Source organism: uncultured Victivallis sp. (assembly GCF_944391105.1).
Classification (GTDB): Bacteria; Verrucomicrobiota; Lentisphaeria; order Victivallales; family Victivallaceae; genus Victivallis.
Genome location: NZ_CALXSK010000064.1, coordinates 1 through 14,790 on the forward strand (window position 1 = coordinate 1; position 14,790 = coordinate 14,790).

Annotated in this window: 13 protein-coding genes and 3 tRNA genes; 10 read left to right on the forward strand and 6 right to left on the reverse strand. The window is 58.7% G+C overall.

The window, feature by feature from the left end; all coding sequences use genetic code 11:
* The 3 genes from Q0K10_RS14650 to Q0K10_RS14660 all read right to left on the reverse strand — a co-directional run.
* Positions 1 to 562, reverse strand: a 562-nt coding sequence (locus Q0K10_RS14650; protein WP_294508555.1) for a glycoside hydrolase family 32 protein, incomplete at its 3' end; no start/stop codon positions are given.
* Positions 563 to 673: 111 nt separating this feature from the next.
* Complete coding sequence (locus tag Q0K10_RS14655) at positions 674 to 1,546, reverse strand: helix-turn-helix transcriptional regulator (protein WP_294508558.1); 873 nt, start codon at positions 1,544 to 1,546, stop codon at positions 674 to 676.
* Positions 1,547 to 1,660: 114 nt separating this feature from the next.
* Positions 1,661 to 2,338: a hypothetical protein gene (locus Q0K10_RS14660; RefSeq protein WP_294508592.1), complete on the reverse strand. Its 678-nt coding sequence runs from the start codon at positions 2,336 to 2,338 to the stop codon at positions 1,661 to 1,663.
* Here Q0K10_RS14660 and Q0K10_RS14665 point away from each other — a divergent pair.
* The 5 genes from Q0K10_RS14665 (at position 2,286) to Q0K10_RS14685 (ending at position 7,449) form a co-directional block, all read left to right on the forward strand.
* Positions 2,286 to 3,191: a CNNM domain-containing protein gene (locus Q0K10_RS14665; RefSeq protein ID WP_294508589.1), complete on the forward strand. Its 906-nt coding sequence runs from the start codon at positions 2,286 to 2,288 to the stop codon at positions 3,189 to 3,191. The genes Q0K10_RS14660 and Q0K10_RS14665 overlap by 53 nt on opposite strands.
* A 371-nt stretch (positions 3,192 to 3,562) precedes the next feature.
* Positions 3,563 to 4,585: an AAA family ATPase gene (locus Q0K10_RS14670; RefSeq protein ID WP_294508561.1), complete on the forward strand. Its 1,023-nt coding sequence runs from the start codon at positions 3,563 to 3,565 to the stop codon at positions 4,583 to 4,585.
* 18 nt (positions 4,586 to 4,603) lie between these two features.
* Positions 4,604 to 5,488 carry a DUF58 domain-containing protein gene (locus Q0K10_RS14675; RefSeq protein ID WP_294508564.1) on the forward strand — a complete coding sequence of 295 codons (885 nt, stop codon included), beginning with the start codon at positions 4,604 to 4,606 and terminating at the stop codon, positions 5,486 to 5,488.
* 3 nt (positions 5,489 to 5,491) lie between these two features.
* A complete protein-coding gene (locus tag Q0K10_RS14680) occupies positions 5,492 to 6,439 on the forward strand; it encodes a hypothetical protein (protein WP_294508568.1) in 948 nt (315 codons plus the stop codon).
* Positions 6,436 to 7,449 carry a VWA domain-containing protein gene (locus tag Q0K10_RS14685; protein ID WP_294508571.1) on the forward strand — a complete coding sequence of 338 codons (1,014 nt, stop codon included), beginning with the start codon at positions 6,436 to 6,438 and terminating at the stop codon, positions 7,447 to 7,449. Before Q0K10_RS14680 ends, Q0K10_RS14685 begins: the two co-directional genes overlap by 4 nt.
* A gap of 61 nt (positions 7,450 to 7,510) precedes the next feature.
* On the opposite strand, the gene Q0K10_RS14690 is transcribed toward Q0K10_RS14685, so the two are convergent.
* Positions 7,511 to 8,731 (reverse strand): substrate-binding domain-containing protein, encoded by a 1,221-nt coding sequence (locus Q0K10_RS14690; protein WP_294508574.1) that lies wholly within the window; start codon positions 8,729 to 8,731, stop codon positions 7,511 to 7,513.
* Positions 8,732 to 8,921: 190 nt separating this feature from the next.
* Between Q0K10_RS14690 and Q0K10_RS14695 the strand changes: the two genes are divergently transcribed.
* The 4 genes from Q0K10_RS14695 (at position 8,922) to Q0K10_RS14710 (ending at position 14,093) form a co-directional block, all read left to right on the forward strand.
* Positions 8,922 to 9,653: a prepilin-type N-terminal cleavage/methylation domain-containing protein gene (locus Q0K10_RS14695; protein WP_294508577.1), complete on the forward strand. Its 732-nt coding sequence runs from the start codon at positions 8,922 to 8,924 to the stop codon at positions 9,651 to 9,653.
* 28 nt (positions 9,654 to 9,681) lie between these two features.
* Positions 9,682 to 11,577: a glycosyl hydrolase gene (locus tag Q0K10_RS14700; RefSeq protein ID WP_294508580.1), complete on the forward strand. Its 1,896-nt coding sequence runs from the start codon at positions 9,682 to 9,684 to the stop codon at positions 11,575 to 11,577.
* A 120-nt stretch (positions 11,578 to 11,697) separates the two neighbouring features.
* A complete protein-coding gene (locus Q0K10_RS14705) occupies positions 11,698 to 12,741 on the forward strand; it encodes a hypothetical protein (RefSeq protein ID WP_294481967.1) in 1,044 nt (347 codons plus the stop codon).
* Between the two features lie 167 nt (positions 12,742 to 12,908).
* The gene (locus tag Q0K10_RS14710) at positions 12,909 to 14,093 is read left to right on the forward strand and encodes a nucleoside-diphosphate kinase (RefSeq protein WP_294508584.1); all 1,185 of its coding nucleotides are present in this window, start codon (positions 12,909 to 12,911) and stop codon (positions 14,091 to 14,093) included.
* Positions 14,094 to 14,240: 147 nt separating this feature from the next.
* Here Q0K10_RS14710 and Q0K10_RS14715 read toward each other — a convergent pair.
* Together Q0K10_RS14715 and Q0K10_RS14720 are read right to left on the reverse strand one after the other, a co-directional pair.
* Positions 14,241 to 14,317: transfer RNA gene (locus Q0K10_RS14715), tRNA-Met, on the reverse strand.
* A 13-nt stretch (positions 14,318 to 14,330) separates the two neighbouring features.
* Positions 14,331 to 14,407 (reverse strand) — tRNA-Met (locus tag Q0K10_RS14720).
* Positions 14,408 to 14,574: 167 nt separating this feature from the next.
* Here Q0K10_RS14720 and Q0K10_RS14725 point away from each other — a divergent pair.
* Positions 14,575 to 14,650: transfer RNA gene (locus tag Q0K10_RS14725), tRNA-Glu, on the forward strand.
* Positions 14,651 to 14,790: the final 140 nt, after the last annotated feature.

Consider the following 14,790-nt stretch of genomic DNA (forward strand, 5'->3'; position numbering starts at 1 on the left):
ACAGTTCCGGACACTCGTAAAAACCGTGGATCCGGCTGCAGAACGTCCAGTTCTTGAGGTCGGACGAACGGTAGAACGCGATGTGATTGACCTCATCATAGACCGCGATGACGTAGTGCCCCGGAGCATATTGAATGACTCGCGGGTCGCGTCCGTTGTGACGGATGACCGGATTGTTCTCATACTCCCGGAACGTCAGACCGCCGTCGAGGCTGTAAGCGAGGCACTCTCCGCGACCGGTCGAGGTGAAATAGACCAGCAGCGGGGGATTCTCCGTCGAACCGAATCCGGAGGCGTTTTCGGTATCGAGAATCGCGCTGCCGGAGAAGCAGAGGTCTTCGGGACTTTTCGGTTTAAGAGCGACCGGAAGTTCTTTCCAGTGCAGCAGATCACTGCTCACGGCATGTCCCCAGTGCATGTTTCCCCAGTCGGGCGCGGATGGGTTGTGTTGAAAGAACATGTGATAGTCGTTTCCGAGCCGGATCAAACCGTTCGGGTCGTTGAGCCACCCCCTGTGGACAGTGAAGTGGTATTCTGGCCGGGAAAATTTGTACTGACTCATCGAGATTCCTCCGTTCTGAGAATGTTTCGTCTCTTATCAATTATAGCAGAAAACCGCGCCGAAGCAACTGCGAAAAAGCGGCGGAATGGTGCGATTTCAGGACAACAGCGTTTATTTTCCATTGAAATATTCCTGATTTTCCCGATATTGTCCGGGGGATGTGCCGGTCAACTTGCGGAACGCATGGTAAAAATAATGAACGTCACGGTGGCCGAGCATCCGGGCGGCGTCCGCAATCGTTCCGCCGGAGCGGAAGAGCAGTTCCCGCGCACGATCGAGGTAGATGGAATTCAGAAACTCCTTGAGCGGGATTCCGATCCGGCGGCGGAAACTCCGGGAGAGGGCGCCGGGGGTCATATTCATCGCCTCGGCCAGTTCGGAGATCCGCAGCTGTGCCGGAGGCACCGTGTCGAGGAGAGCCAGCATCGGTCCGAATCCGGCGAAAAGTTCGCTGCGTTCGCACAGGGATTCGAGCAGCGGTTCGAGGAAGAGAGAGGCTGCCATGGCCGCCGCGTTCTGGACGGCCAGGGGGTTTTCACTCCGCCATGCCCGTTCGAGACAGGCGGCCGTGACGGAATCTTCCACCCTGAGCAGTCCCGGCGAGTCGAGGAAAACCGAACGGCGCGTACGATCGACAAGCCGGAAGTGGGCATAACAGAGACGCGAACCTGGAAGATATCGCACGTCGAACGAATGTTCCGCATTCAGGAGATAAATTCCGGCCGCATCAAGTTGATGGAGTATTCCGTCCGTCCGGATCTCCGCCCCCGGTGAAACCGGTCCGCAGAAGTGAAACAGCCGGCAGAACGGGGGAGCCGGATGGGTGAAGCGGAACTCCTGCTCCCGCGGGTCGCATCCGTAATGAAAGATATCCAGTTCAAGCATGAGCCGGACACCCCGGCAGGTCACTTCCAGCCGGGTCCGGTTCGGAATCCGGTCGAGATCCTGCTGCTCGGCCGCGCGTGATATCAGTACGGGATTCATGACCACTGTTTTCCTTTGCCGGGGTACAGTATACCACTTCCGGAGAGAAAAAGCAACCTTTCTTCCCGGAAACCGGAAAAAAGTGTGCTTGCATTATCCGGAAACCGGAATATATTAGAAGAAGTCAGGAGGAATACTTTCAGTAGAACGGAACATTGCGGATTTGCGACCAACTCCGGGCAGACGGCTGCCCGGTTCTTTCTGTTTTCCGTTTCTTTTTTCCTGCTGCTGCCTGCCGTCTGTTTCTTTTTCCTGATGATCTTCCGGGAAGGCGCTCTTGGCGAAACGGTTCTTCCGGGGGGGCGCATCGAGGATGCGGAGATGCTTTCCGGAGGAGTTCGGACTCTGAAGCGGGCTCTCCGGCAGGGGAAACTTCGTCCGCGTCAGACTCCGTCCGGAAAGATTTTCCGTGATGCGGAGGAAGCACCATCCTTTGATTGGCGGGTTTTTCCGGTTGCTTTGCCGGTGGACAGGGTGTGTCTGCCGGTTTCTTCCACTTTGCGGGAAGTTCTGCTCAATGCAACGCCGGTTCGCGCGGGTCCTTTTGCCTGTCTGATTTGATTTTCTTCGCATGCGATAACGATGCAGCGGCACCGGGGCCCGGCAATCAGGCGAAATCCCGGAATCCCCCGTCGACCGGTTCGGGGGGATCGTTTCAATTTTAACAACAGGAATTTTTATGTTGACGTTGATCACCGCGGTGGCGGTAGCCATGGGTATCTCCTTTCTCTGTTCTGTGATGGAAGCGGCTCTTTTGAGCCTCAATCCCGGAAAACTCGCATTGATAAGCAAACGCCATCCGAGGCTCGGCAGAATCTGCGAGGGACTCAAGAGCGACATCGAGAAACCGATTGCGGTCATCCTGATTCTGAACACGGCTGCGCACACATTCGGCGCGGCGATCGCCGGGGCGCAGTTCGACAGCCTCTACGGGAGTGATTACATCTGGCTCTTCTCATTGATTTTTACGGTGCTGATGGTGCAGTACACGGAGATTCTGCCGAAGACGATCGGGGTTCGATTCAATGCGTTCGTGATGGCGCACACGGCGCGCATTCTGAAGTTTGCGATCGTGCTCATGACCCCGGTCATCTGGCTGGTCCACTTTATCAACCGTCCGTTCGAGGGAAAAGAACAGCCGGAACACGCCGGGAATGAGATGGAGGAGGAGCTTGACGCCCTCGCCTCGATGGCGCGTCAGGCGAAACACATTACGCCGACGCAGGAGCAGGCGATTCAGGAGATTCCGGACCTGAAAGAGGACCGGATCTGCGAACTCATGGTGCCGCGGGCGGAGATGGTCTGTCTGCGGGAAGGCATGTCGCGCGGCGAAGTGCTTGAGACTGCGCGCCGCAGTCCCCATTCGCGTTATCCGGTCGTTTCGGAGAGTGATCCGGAGGCGTTTGCCGGTGTGCTGGAGATCCGGCAGCTTCTGTTCAACGACGGCGACTGGCGCGGACTTCTGCGCCCTGCCCCGGTCGTTTCGGGCGACGAATTTCAGCTGCTGCTCGCGGAGAACATCGAAAAGCTCGACTCGCGGCTGCTGCTCGTGAAAGGAAAATCCTCCGAGATCATCGGCATGATCACCACGAATGATCTGCTCATGAAGCTGTTCCAGAAAGCGGAGCCGGGCACTGCGGCGTGACGTTTTCGGCCGCGCGCGTTGGCGTATTTCTTTTTTTGCGGGGCTGACCGTACGATCGGCCTCCCGGAAACGGCGGATTTCCCTTTGTGATTTTGAGGGGAAGTCCGCTGTTTCACCCTTTTTCCGTCATTTCTCCGTCACTTTTTCAATCTATTGAATATCAATGTACTTCCTTGATTTTTACCGGATGAAAACGGCGTGATGGCATTTCCATCCGTCATTTCTCCGTCAAAAGGCCATTTTGCATCATTTTATAAAAAGTTCCATATAAAAATATGGTTTCAGGGGTTGAAAAAATCTGTTAACCTTTTATGTTACCTTTAACAGGTTCACGGAGAACCGGCATAACAGAAGAGAGAGGAGTTCAACTCATGGAACAAAAAGATATGGAAAGAATCCAGGCGGAAGCGCAACTCTGCGCCCAGCCGCTTCAGCGGATCAAAACTGAAATGGGCCGCGTCATCGCGGGTCAGGAGAAGCTCATCGACCGGCTGCTGCTCGCGCTGGTCGCGGACGGCCACGTGCTGCTCGAAGGTGTGCCGGGGCTGGCGAAGACACTCGCGGTCAAGACGCTCGCCCAGACGCTTTCCGGCACGTTTGCCCGGCTGCAGTTCACGCCCGACCTGCTTCCGGCCGACGTGATAGGCACACGCATCTATAATGCTGAAACGCATGAATTCTCGACCCGGATCGGGCCGGTTTTTGCGAACATCGTCCTTGCGGACGAGATCAACCGCGCCCCTGCGAAAGTCCAGAGCGCATTGCTCGAAGCGATGCAGGAAAAGCAGATCACGATCGCGGGCGAATGCTTCAAACTGCCGAAACCGTTTCTCGTGATGGCCACGCAGAACCCGATCGAACAGGAGGGCACTTATCCGCTGCCGGAGGCGCAGCTCGATCGGTTCATGTTCAAGCTCGAAGTCGGCTATCCTTCGCGCAGCGACGAAGCCGCCGTGATCGAACGCATGGCGCGGCCGGTTCCCGTAACCGATGTGTCGGCCGTTGCGACGCTCGACGATGTGCTGCGTGCGAGAACGATGCTCGAGAACGTCTATCTTGACGAGAAGATCGTGCAGTATATCCTCGACCTCGTTATCGCGACCCGGCCCGGCTGTCGCACGGAACTCTCCGACCGGCAGGCGGGGGCGAAACTCGGCGAACTCGACGGTCTGGTCAGTTTCGGCGCTTCGCCGCGTGCGTCGATCGCGCTGGCGATCGCGGCCCGCGCTTCGGCGCTGCTCGCGGGCAGAGCGTATGTGCTGCCGCAGGATGTGAAAAACGTCGCACCTGAGGTTCTGCGCCACAGGATCGTGCTCTCCTACGAGGCCGAAGCCGAGAACATCAATGCCGACGCAGTGATCGCCAAGCTCCTTTCCGAGCTGCGGACACCCTAGTCCGGGGAGGAGGTGCGCATGCTGCCGTCTGAAATTTCCAAACAGATCCGGCTGCTCGAAATCCGCACGAACCGCATGGTCGATGAAATCACCGGAGGTGCGTATCGCAGCGCCTTCAAGGGGCGCGGCATCGAATTCGAGGAGGTCCGGGAGTACACCGTCGAGGACGACGTCCGCGATATCGACTGGAACGTGTCGGCGCGGATGGGGGCCCCGTATGTGAAGAAGTATGTCGAGGAGCGCGAACTCTCCGTGCTGCTGCTGGTCGACGTCTCCGCCTCCGGCGTGTTCGGGTCGGCGGAGCGGAACAAGCGGCAGACCGCCGCGGAGCTCGCGGCGATCCTCGCGTTCAGCGCCGCCCGCAACGGCGACAAGGTCGGGCTGCTGATGTTCAGCGACCGGATCGAACTCTACGTTCCTCCGAAATCGGGGCGCAGCCACACGCTGCGGCTGATTCGCGAAATGCTCGCGTTCCAGCCCGTGTCGAAAGGGACGAACATCGACCTTGCGCTGCGGGAGAGTGCGCAACTGCTCAAGAAGCGCAGTGTCGTTTTTCTTCTGAGCGATTTGATCGATACGCAGAACTTTGAAATGAGCCTGAAGATTCTGAACCGTAAGCACGACGTGATTGTGGCCGGAATCGTCGACCCCACCGAGAAGCGGTGGCCGTCGCTCCTGCCGGTCGTTGTGGAGGATGCCGAGACCGGCCGTCAGATCCGGTTTGGAGGCGGAAAACGGGCGCTGAAGAAACTTGATGAGGCATTTGACGCCGCCCGGCGCGCGCGTCGGGAGGTTTGCCGCCGAGCACGCGTCGACCTCGTGGAAATCGGAAACAACCGGGATGTGCTGCTGCCGATGGTGGAGTTCTTTTCCCGGCGGCGCCGCCAGGCGGGCAGGGGGTGAACCATGAAGCAATGGAAATGGATCTTTTCTGCGGTCGTCGCGGTGGTGGTTGTTTTGCCGCTGCTGGTTTACGGGGCCGGATGGCTGTTGAGTTTCCGGGTGTCCGGAGAGACGGAGCTTCCTGTTGAGGCGGTTCTCGCCCGGGCCGGAGAGATCGAAGTCGGTGCTCCGGTCGCAGGGAGTGTGGAGTTCACGCTGCCGCTCTGCCGTTCAATCGACAGTGCGGAGCTCAAACCCGGAGAGGGTTCGCTCGCAGTCGGAGGGGTTCGCATCGAACGGACCGGATGGCATTTCACGCGCCGGACGTGGCGGATCTCGTTCGAGCTGTGCGCGCTGCGCGATGGTGCGGTCAAGGCCGGAGTTCTGGAGCTGGAACTCTCCGGAGATCCGCCGGAGCGTGGAGAAATCAAGATTCCCGGCTTCACCGCAGTGCTCACTCCTCCGGAACCGGGGACGGAACTGGAACTGGCCGGTGCAATTGAGTTGCCGCAGAAGTCGAACCGGATCTGGTGGATCGCTGCCGGAGCAGTTGCCGCGATCGTTGTGATTGTGCTGCTGTTGTTGCGTCGCCGTCGTGCTCCGAAGTTGTCGCTGCCGGAGCGAACGCTCGCTCTTCTGGCGGAGCTTGCGCTCGAATCGAAGGCCGGGCGGATTTCTCCGGAGGAGGGTGTGGCGAAGCTGACGGATCTCATCCGCGGGTATCTTGAGGAGCGGTTCGGCATACAGGTTTCGACCCGCACCACGCCGGAATTTCTGGCGGATTTCGATCGGGATGGTTCGGAGCTGCCGGAGTCGGAGCGCCCGTTCCTGCGGGAGTTTCTTGAGGCGGCCGACCGCGTGAAATTTGCGGCGCTGGCGCCGGAAGCCGGATTGCTGGAACAGGCGATCGAGAGTGCCCGGAAACTGGTCGAGTCGACCCGTCCCGCCGACCCGAAAGGAGGTGCGAAATGATGGAATTCGCCTATCCGTGGGTTTTGCTGCTGCTTCTGCTGCTGCCGCTGATCGGATTGTACTGCGTGTACCGCCAGAAGCAGCCGTCGATCACGGTGTCGACGGTGGAGCCGTTCACCCATGTTCGCGCGGCGCGGCGTCCGGGAATTCCGCTCACGCTGATGCTGCTGGCGCTGGGGGTGACGATCGTTGCGCTTGCGCGCCCGCGCATCGGAAACGAAAAGTTTCTGATCCGTTCGCAGGGAATCGACATCGTACTGGCGATCGACCTCTCCGGCAGCATGGCGGCGTACGACGTTCCGTCGGAGATCCGATCGGGTCGCCAGCTTGTGAACGCGATCAAGGACGGCAGTTTGAAGAACCGGCTCGACGTTGCGAAAGATGAGATCCGCAAATTCATCGAGGCCCGCCCGAACGACCGGATCGGTCTGGTCGGGTTTGCGGAGGCGGCCTACAATCTCGCGCCGCCGACGCTCGATCATGCGTGGCTCTTCTCACATCTGAAGAGTCTGGAGCCGGGAGTGCTTGGTGATTTGACCGGAATCGCCTCGGCGCTCGGAACCGGTGTGAGCCGACTGAAAGACTCGGATGCGCCGCGCCGTGTGCTCGTGCTCTTCACGGACGGCGCAAACACCGCGCGGAACCGGCTTACGCCGGAGCAGGCTGCGGAACTTGCGAAGAAGTTCAACGTGGTCATTCACACGGTCGGAATCGGCAGCGACAACGCGGTCGGCGTCTTCGGCGGGATGATTCAGCGCCAGGAGGGGAGTTTCGACGAGAAGCTTCTGCAGGAACTCGCGGACATCACGGGCGGCCGCTACTTCCGCGCCGCCGACGCCGAGGGAATGAAACAGGTGATGGAGGAGATCAACCGGCTCGAAAAAACCGTTGTCGAACAGCCGAAATACACGGAGTACCGGGAATTCGCGCCGCGTCTCGCGCTGGTGGCGCTGGCGCTGATGGCGTTCGCGTATCTGACGCAGTGCACGTGGCGGCTCCGGTTGCCGTGAAAAAGTTCGGTGGATTCTCATGTTCCCGCAGAAAGCAGAGATGTTTCCTGCGGGTTTTTGTTTATTTTGCGGAGGCTGCCGGCAGATAGCGTTGATTCCGGGAGTGGGGATCCGCGGTATTTTCCAGAGCGACGAGGTGTTTTTTCACGAGAACTCCCAGACACTTCCGGAAGTTGCCGTTTTCCGGGGAGATCCCGAGACTGGCGGCCAGTTCGCGGCGCGACATCGGGCGTTCCGACAAAGCGGAGAGGATTTTTTTCTGGATCATCGTTTCCCCGGGGGCGGTAACCGATGCTTTTTCCGATGCTGAAATGTCAAAAATGCTTTTCCGATCGATGAATTTCGACGGGACGGAGATGGTTCTGGCGGGGCGTTTTCGGAACATCATTTCGTAGAGCAGCGAAACCGCCTCCCGCGCGGCCGCCTGATAGTCGTGACAGATGGTGCTGCGGGGCGGACGGAGCGCTTCCGAGATGATGGGGCACTCCCAGGATACGATGGAGAGATCCTCCGGAATCCGGGCGTGAAGTTTGTGCAGAAAAATCTCCAGCCGGATGCTGGTCATTTCGTTCGGAACCAGGACGGCGGTGATGTTTCTTGCGAGAATGCTGCGCAGATTTTTTTCCAGGGTGTCGTCCGATCCGAAGAACATGAGTTCGTCGAGCTCTTCGACGCCGTGAGCTCGCATGGCCGACTCATAATGGAACATCCGGCGGGAGCCTTTGATGCTCTCCGCCCGTCTGGTTTCGCTGCTCAGATAGGCGATTCTGCGGTGTCCGCGCCGCCAGAAGCAATCGATGGCTTCCCGGGTGGCCTCCCCGGTGTCGATGACGACCGCTCCGATTTCGTTGTCGGAGTTGAAGGCCTGATTGATGTTCACAAGCGGAATTCCGAAGGTGTCGTACCATCGGGAGGAGATGTCGAGCTGGGAGGTGGAGTAATTGATCGCTCCCTGGATGACGCGGTCGTTGAGCAGTTTCAGATCCTGGGCGGAGACCAGTTCGACATGGCCGCCGCGCCGGGTGATCTCCGTGTAGATCAGCGAAAAGAGCGAGCTGTAATAGCCGTATCCGATGGCATCGCCGGGAAAGAAATCCCCGATCACGGCGATGGTGGGATTTTTCAGGTCATGGGGCAGTGTAAATCCGGTTTTCCGGGCGATCTCCAGAATGGTGCTGCGGGTCTGAACCTCGACCAGGGGGGAGTTGTTGAGCGCCCTCGATACGGTCGCGGGGGAGACTCCGGCCATGGCGGCGATTTTCCGGGCGGTGATCTTTTTCATGCGCGCACCTTTTGTTTCAATTTATTTCATAATATATCCGGTTTCCTGATTGTTTTCAAATCCGGTTTCAGGTATAATTATAACAGCACGGATCATAAAAACAACGGAAAGGCGGCGATCAATGAGATTCAAACTTTCATTACAATATCCCGGAAAGAGCCGGGAAAAACTTTATTTCGGGAGGTCGATCATGAAGAGTGCGGTCAAATTCACACTGATTGAGTTGCTGGTCGTGATTGCGATCATCGCGATTCTGGCGGCGATGCTGCTGCCGGCGCTGAATCAGGCGCGGGAACGGGGCAAAGCGTCCAAATGCGTGAACAATCAGAAACAGGTGGTCGCAGCCCAGATGCTGTATGCGGGGGATTACAACGACTATTTCGTGACCGTTGCGAACGAAGATCCCCGGTGGAGCTGGTTTGTTCTGTTCGCGATAAAAGGGGAGGTTCCCGATTATGAGCACCATGCACTGTCGTACCTGACGATCCGGGCGATGCAGTGCCCGAGCGCTCCGCCGTGGGCTTACAACCCCACCAACAGTTACGCCACCGCCTATGTCGGAATGTACGGCATGCTCTGGATGAAACCCGCCCCGTATCTTGGAAGAGAGACCTATGCGGATTTTGCGGAGATCATTCCGAGTTCCACGCCCCCGTACTTCATTAAAATCTCCCGGGTTCGCCGACCGTCGGAGCTGCCGGTTCTGGCGGACAATTCGAACTGCTGGAACAAGACGAACGAGAGCAGAGGATATGTGACCCCGGACGGTGAAGAGGCCGGGCTCCCCTCTCTGCGCCACCAGAACCGCTGCACTCTGACGATGGGGGACGGCCATGTCGACTCCCGTTCCGCAACGGAACTGTGGAATCAGCCGTTCAAGATGAAGGCGTGCACGGCCGACGGCATTGTACTCTCCTACTGACTGGGCCAATATGAAAACGGAAATTGAGATGAAATCGTTTTTTGCCACTTTTCTGCTGAGTGCGGGGTTCTGTTTTGCCTCCCTCCCCGGAGGTGCGGCGGAGGAGGCGCGCCTCGTCGACGAACCGTACGGGGTCTGCTGCCACGTGACCCGGGGAGAGAAGTGGGATGCTCCGAAACTTTATCCGCTGATGCAGGAGGCGGGCGTCTCCATGGTCCGCTCCGACTGGGACTGGCGCTATCAGGAAGACGCTCCCGGGAAATTCAATCCGAAATACGATCTCCTGATCGAAAACATCTTCCGGGGAGGAATGGATTTTCTGCCGATCCTCCCGGGCAATCAGCCGAAGTTCGGGCAATGGGCCTGGAATCATCTGGACGATTTCGGGCGGTTTGTGCGCCGGAACGCGGAAAAGTACGGGGAGCAGATCCGATACTGGGAGTTCTGCAACGAACCGAACGCCGGCGGAGCATGGAATCCGACCGCGGAGGAGTACGCCCCGCTGTTGGAACGGGCGTGGCGGGAGCTGAAAACGGTCGATCCGGAGCTGCAGGTCGTCTACGCCGGACTGGCGGGGGTTCCGGTCGACTGGGTTGAAAAGACCTTCAAACGCGGCGCCCACCGCCACTTCGATGTGATGAACGTCCACCCGTACTGTTCCGTTCCGGAGCAGATGCCCCAGTTGCTTCAGCCGCTTCAGGAGCTGATGAAACAGTACGGTGTCGGCGACAAACCGGTCTGGATTTCGGAGGTCGGCTGGAGCGCCACCCCGACCCCGGCGTTCTACCTCGACATCCTGCCGGAAGCGGTGAGAACGCTCGGGCTCGAACCCGCGGACATCAGAATCGCGCTGGTCTGCGACGCCAAACGGGGATTCATTCAGGGGATGGACAACTTTTCGGCGGAGAATTTCCCGGAGTTCGCCGGGATTCACCGGATCTCGCTCGAAGAGCTCAAGACTCTCGATCCGAAGAAATTTCCGGTGCTGATTCCGGCCCGGCACGAGAAGTTCGTTCTGGCGTACATTCCGGAGCTGGTCCGCTACGTCCGGGACGGCGGGACCCTCGTGCTCCCCTCCGGGCTGCCGTTCTATTTCGACATGCAGCTCGACGGAAAGGGCGGCTGCCGCGAAGTTCAGGTCAACGATAAGTACATGGCCGACTTCCACATCGGCTGGGACGCCTGGTGGACCAATCCGGCCGTGCCCAAGGCTGAAACCAATCAGCGGCCCGCCGCCGCATTCCGGGAGAAGTTCCGCTGGAGCGACAAGGATTCGACCCGCGCCGGACGTTTTCTGAGCACGCGCAATCTGAAACCCGGCGACCGGTTCATCCCGCTGCTCGAAGCCGACGGCGAAAACGGTACGTTCCCGCTGGCCGGCATCTACCGGCTCAACAGCGATCTCAAGGGCAACGTCATCATGATGACCGGAGCGAACATCTATCACACGAACCGGGAAAAGCAGGGGGAGTTTCTGCCGCGCGCTTATCTCTGCGGGTTTGCGGCGGGAGCGGAGCGCATCTTCTGGTACTGTTTCCGGGACACCGGCCGCGCCCGGAACCATTTCGAGTCGCACTTCGGACTTCTCGACCGCGACAACCGGCCGAAATTCGCGTATCAGGCGCTGAAAACGCTGACCCGGCTGCTGCCCGGCGGGTCGACCGTTCCCCGGATCACCATGCGGAACGACATCTGCCTTGCAACCTGGACGCGGCCGGACCATACGCGGGTCTGGGCGCTCTGGAGCGCTTACAACCGGCAGGAGGGGGCTCCAGTCACCCTCAGAATCGACGGGGACGTCACCGCTGCGATGAATCATCTCGGTGAAACGCGCCCTGCTCCGAATTCCGGTGAAAAAGTGACGGCCACCGGCTCGATCCTCTATCTCGTCGGCCCGGAAAGCGTCACGTTCTCCGGAGAGTGAGGCGGAGTTTTCTGCTCCGGAGTGCAATGGCCGTGAAACAGAACAGCAGGAATTTCATCGGCGGGGGGATCGGTTTCCTCCGCCTTGTATTGTGGAATCACAGAAAGTAGAGAGTTTTCCATGGATCGAATTTTTTTCAAGGGCGTGAATTTCGGCTTTTACGCGCGGAACGGGTATTACTCCTCGCCGGAGGGAGTGCGGCAGATCGACAAAATCGCCGCGCTCGGCACTCCGTGGGTCTGCCTGATCTCAACCGTCATGCAGGAGACGTTCGTCTCCACCCGGCAGTTCCGCGATTTCCGCATCACCCCCTCCGACGACGAGCTGATTCAGACGATCGACCGCTTTCATAAGCGCGGCGTCAAGGTCATGCTCCGCCCCATGATCGAGTGCTGGGACGGTCTTCAGCGTGTTCACCTCGCCCCGTTCCCCGACGACGGCGTGATCATCCCCGGCAAACCGTTCCACTACTGGCAGCTCTGGTTCGAGAGCTATCTCGATCTGACCCGCCACTACGCCGGAATGGCCGAACGCACCGGCTGCGAAGCCTACGGACTCGACAGCGAACTCAACCACACGCTTCCGCAGTCCGCCCACTGGCTGCACATCATCGAGGAAACCCGGAAAATTTACCACGGACACCTGACCTCGTCTTTCTCCGATTGCGCCCTGTTCGATTTCGCCGACCGGCTCGCCGCTGATCCGAACTGCTGGCTCTTTGCGCTCGACTCGCTCGGGTGCAGCAATTACGACCCCGCCACAAAGAAAATCGGCGCAACCGTGCAGGAGATGATGGAGGGACTCAAACCCCATCTCGAACGCAACCGCCGCTTCGCCCGGATCTACGGGAAGCCCTTCTACATGGGCGAATGCGGCTGCGCTTCGACCTCCGGCGCCGCCCGGCTCCCCTATTTCTGGGAGAACGAGGGCGGATACGACGGTCAGGAGCAGTCGAACTACCTCGAAGCGGTCATCCGCCTCTTCGGCCGCGAACCGTGGTGGAACGGCATGCTGCTCTGGAAATGGGACGAGCAGAACGACCGCCCCTCCATGCGCAGCGATCCCGCCGGAGACAAGGGGTTCACGGTCGACGGCAAGCCCGCGGCGGAACTGTTGAGCCGCTGGTTCCGCGATGAGCTCGACCTCTCCGCCGATCCGGCCTGATTCCCGTTCCCTCGCGCGCACTTTTTCTCCGGGAAACCCCGTTTCCGATTTGCCGAATGCGGAAAATGGTGGTATATTATTGGATCACCGTTATTTGCAGGCAACTTCCGGGACGGGAATTCCGGAGGTGCTTTTGTTTTTCCGCGAGAAATGGGAAGGGAATCGTCATGGCAATCGAAGTATCGTATATCATCATCACGCCCTACAGTCTTCTGAAATCCCGCACTGGCGGTATCATCGCGCGATTGATGTCCCGGACCGATCTTGAATTCATCGGTGCGCAGGTGCTGGCGTTCACCCCGGAAGTGACCGAACAGTACGCGCGGAGTCTCGAGGCGATGGAGGATGCGAAAGAGACCGGCAAGATGCTCGCCGACTATGTGCGCGAAAACTTCCCCCCGCGCGAGGACGGACGCAAGGAGCGCACGCTCATGCTGCTCTTCCGCGGCGAGGACGCCTGCCGCAAACTCACGGAAATCACCGGCCGCCTCTCCCCCCATTCCCCGAAGAGCATCAGCGCCGGAGAGACGCTGCGCGACACCTACGCCGATGTGGTCGAGGACAAGGAAAATCCCGCGATCGTCCGCTATTTCGAGCCGGCGGTTCTGACTCCGCCGAACCGGCGGGAGGCGCTGACCAAACTCAAAATCTTTGCGGATTTCGCGGCATCGGCGCCGAATCTCATCGACAATTCGCTCGGCTCCGGGCCGAATGATGAGCGTACGCTGGTCATCATCAAGCCGGACAACTGGCGCTGTCCCTCGAGCCGCCCCGGCAACATCATCGACATGCTCAGCCGCACCGGACTGCGCATCGTCGGCTGCAAGGTGCACCGCATGAGCGTCAATGACGCGCTCGAGTTCTACGGCTCGGTTCAGAATGCGCTGCGCAGCAAGCTCGCCCCGAAGATCGCCGCACAGGCGAAAGAGCTCTTCGAGGAGAAGTTCGGCATCACGCTGCCGGAAAATTCGGTTGAGAGTCTGACGCAGTCGGTCGGCATTCCGTTCGCCGATGACCAGTTCTCACAGCTGATCGAGTTCATGTCCGGCCGCCGTCCCGAAGAGTGCACCGAGGAGGAGAAGAAACTCCAGAACGCGCAGGCGAAGTGCCTTGTTCTCATTTATGAGGGACCGAATGCGATTGCGAAGATCCGTTCCGTGCTCGGGCCGACCGATCCCTCGAAAGCGCCGGGCGGCACGGTTCGCCGCGATTTCGGCAGCAACGTCATGGTCAATACGGCCCACGCCTCCGACGCGCCCGCAAGCGTCGAGCGCGAGATGAAAATCATCCGGATCAATCAGAACTCCATGGCCGCCCGCATCAGCGAATATCTGGAAGAAGTCAACTGCTGAATTTCCTTCCGCGGGCGGGAAGGACAACCGGAGGAAACCTGGCATGGGTCCTCCGGTTTTTTATTTTCATTTTCCGGGAAGTGATGCCGAATAATTTCTCTGCCGGATGGAAAAAAACAGTCCCGGAAAATCCGGGACTGCAAAAGGTGGTAGCGGCTCCAGGATTCGAACCAGGGACCTGCGGATTATGATTCCGACGCTCTAACCAACTGAGCTAAGCCGCCAATCAACCAGAAATGGTAGCGGCTCCAGGATTCGAACCAGGGACCTGCGGATTATGATTCCGACGCTCTAACCAACTGAGCTAAGCCGCCATGCCTTATTAAAATAGTTTGATTTTGCGTTTTTGCAAGCCGTCGAGGGAAAAAAATCGGGAAAAAGCCGAAGGACAGGAAAAAAAATCGAAAAAAAGAAGAAAAAATCTCCTTTCCCCTCTTGCAAACTTCAAAGAGAGCAGTATATTAAGAAACACTTTTCAGGCGTCCCTATCGTCTAGAGGCCTAGGACACCGGGTTTTCATCCCGGCAACTCGGGTTCGAATCCCGATGGGGATGCCATTTTTATTTTCCCCCTCAAACATTCTCGCGAGAATGCGTCTTTTTTCCCGCTACGGCATAATCTGGGGTCACATTTGGGGTCACATTTGGGGTCACAAATGCCCAGAGGAGGGAACCCATTCCGATGGTCACGTGTATAA

Excerpts from the sequence above, each read along its gene's own strand:
- Q0K10_RS14655 (WP_294508558.1), bottom strand. The coding sequence starts at position 1,546 with ATGAATCCCGTACTGATATCACGCGCGGCCGAGCAGCAGGATCTCGAC.
- Q0K10_RS14665 (WP_294508589.1), top strand. The coding sequence starts at position 2,286 with ATGGAAGCGGCTCTTTTGAGCCTCAATCCCGGAAAACTCGCATTGATA.
- Q0K10_RS14670 (WP_294508561.1), top strand. The coding sequence starts at position 3,563 with ATGGAACAAAAAGATATGGAAAGAATCCAGGCGGAAGCGCAACTCTGC.
- Q0K10_RS14675 (WP_294508564.1), top strand. The coding sequence starts at position 4,604 with ATGCTGCCGTCTGAAATTTCCAAACAGATCCGGCTGCTCGAAATCCGC.
- Q0K10_RS14680 (WP_294508568.1), top strand. The coding sequence starts at position 5,492 with ATGAAGCAATGGAAATGGATCTTTTCTGCGGTCGTCGCGGTGGTGGTT.
- Q0K10_RS14685 (WP_294508571.1), top strand. The coding sequence starts at position 6,436 with ATGATGGAATTCGCCTATCCGTGGGTTTTGCTGCTGCTTCTGCTGCTG.
- Q0K10_RS14690 (WP_294508574.1), bottom strand. The coding sequence starts at position 8,731 with ATGAAAAAGATCACCGCCCGGAAAATCGCCGCCATGGCCGGAGTCTCC.
- Q0K10_RS14695 (WP_294508577.1), top strand. The coding sequence starts at position 8,922 with ATGAAGAGTGCGGTCAAATTCACACTGATTGAGTTGCTGGTCGTGATT.
- Q0K10_RS14700 (WP_294508580.1), top strand. The coding sequence starts at position 9,682 with ATGAAATCGTTTTTTGCCACTTTTCTGCTGAGTGCGGGGTTCTGTTTT.
- Q0K10_RS14705 (WP_294481967.1), top strand. The coding sequence starts at position 11,698 with ATGGATCGAATTTTTTTCAAGGGCGTGAATTTCGGCTTTTACGCGCGG.
- Q0K10_RS14710 (WP_294508584.1), top strand. The coding sequence starts at position 12,909 with ATGGCAATCGAAGTATCGTATATCATCATCACGCCCTACAGTCTTCTG.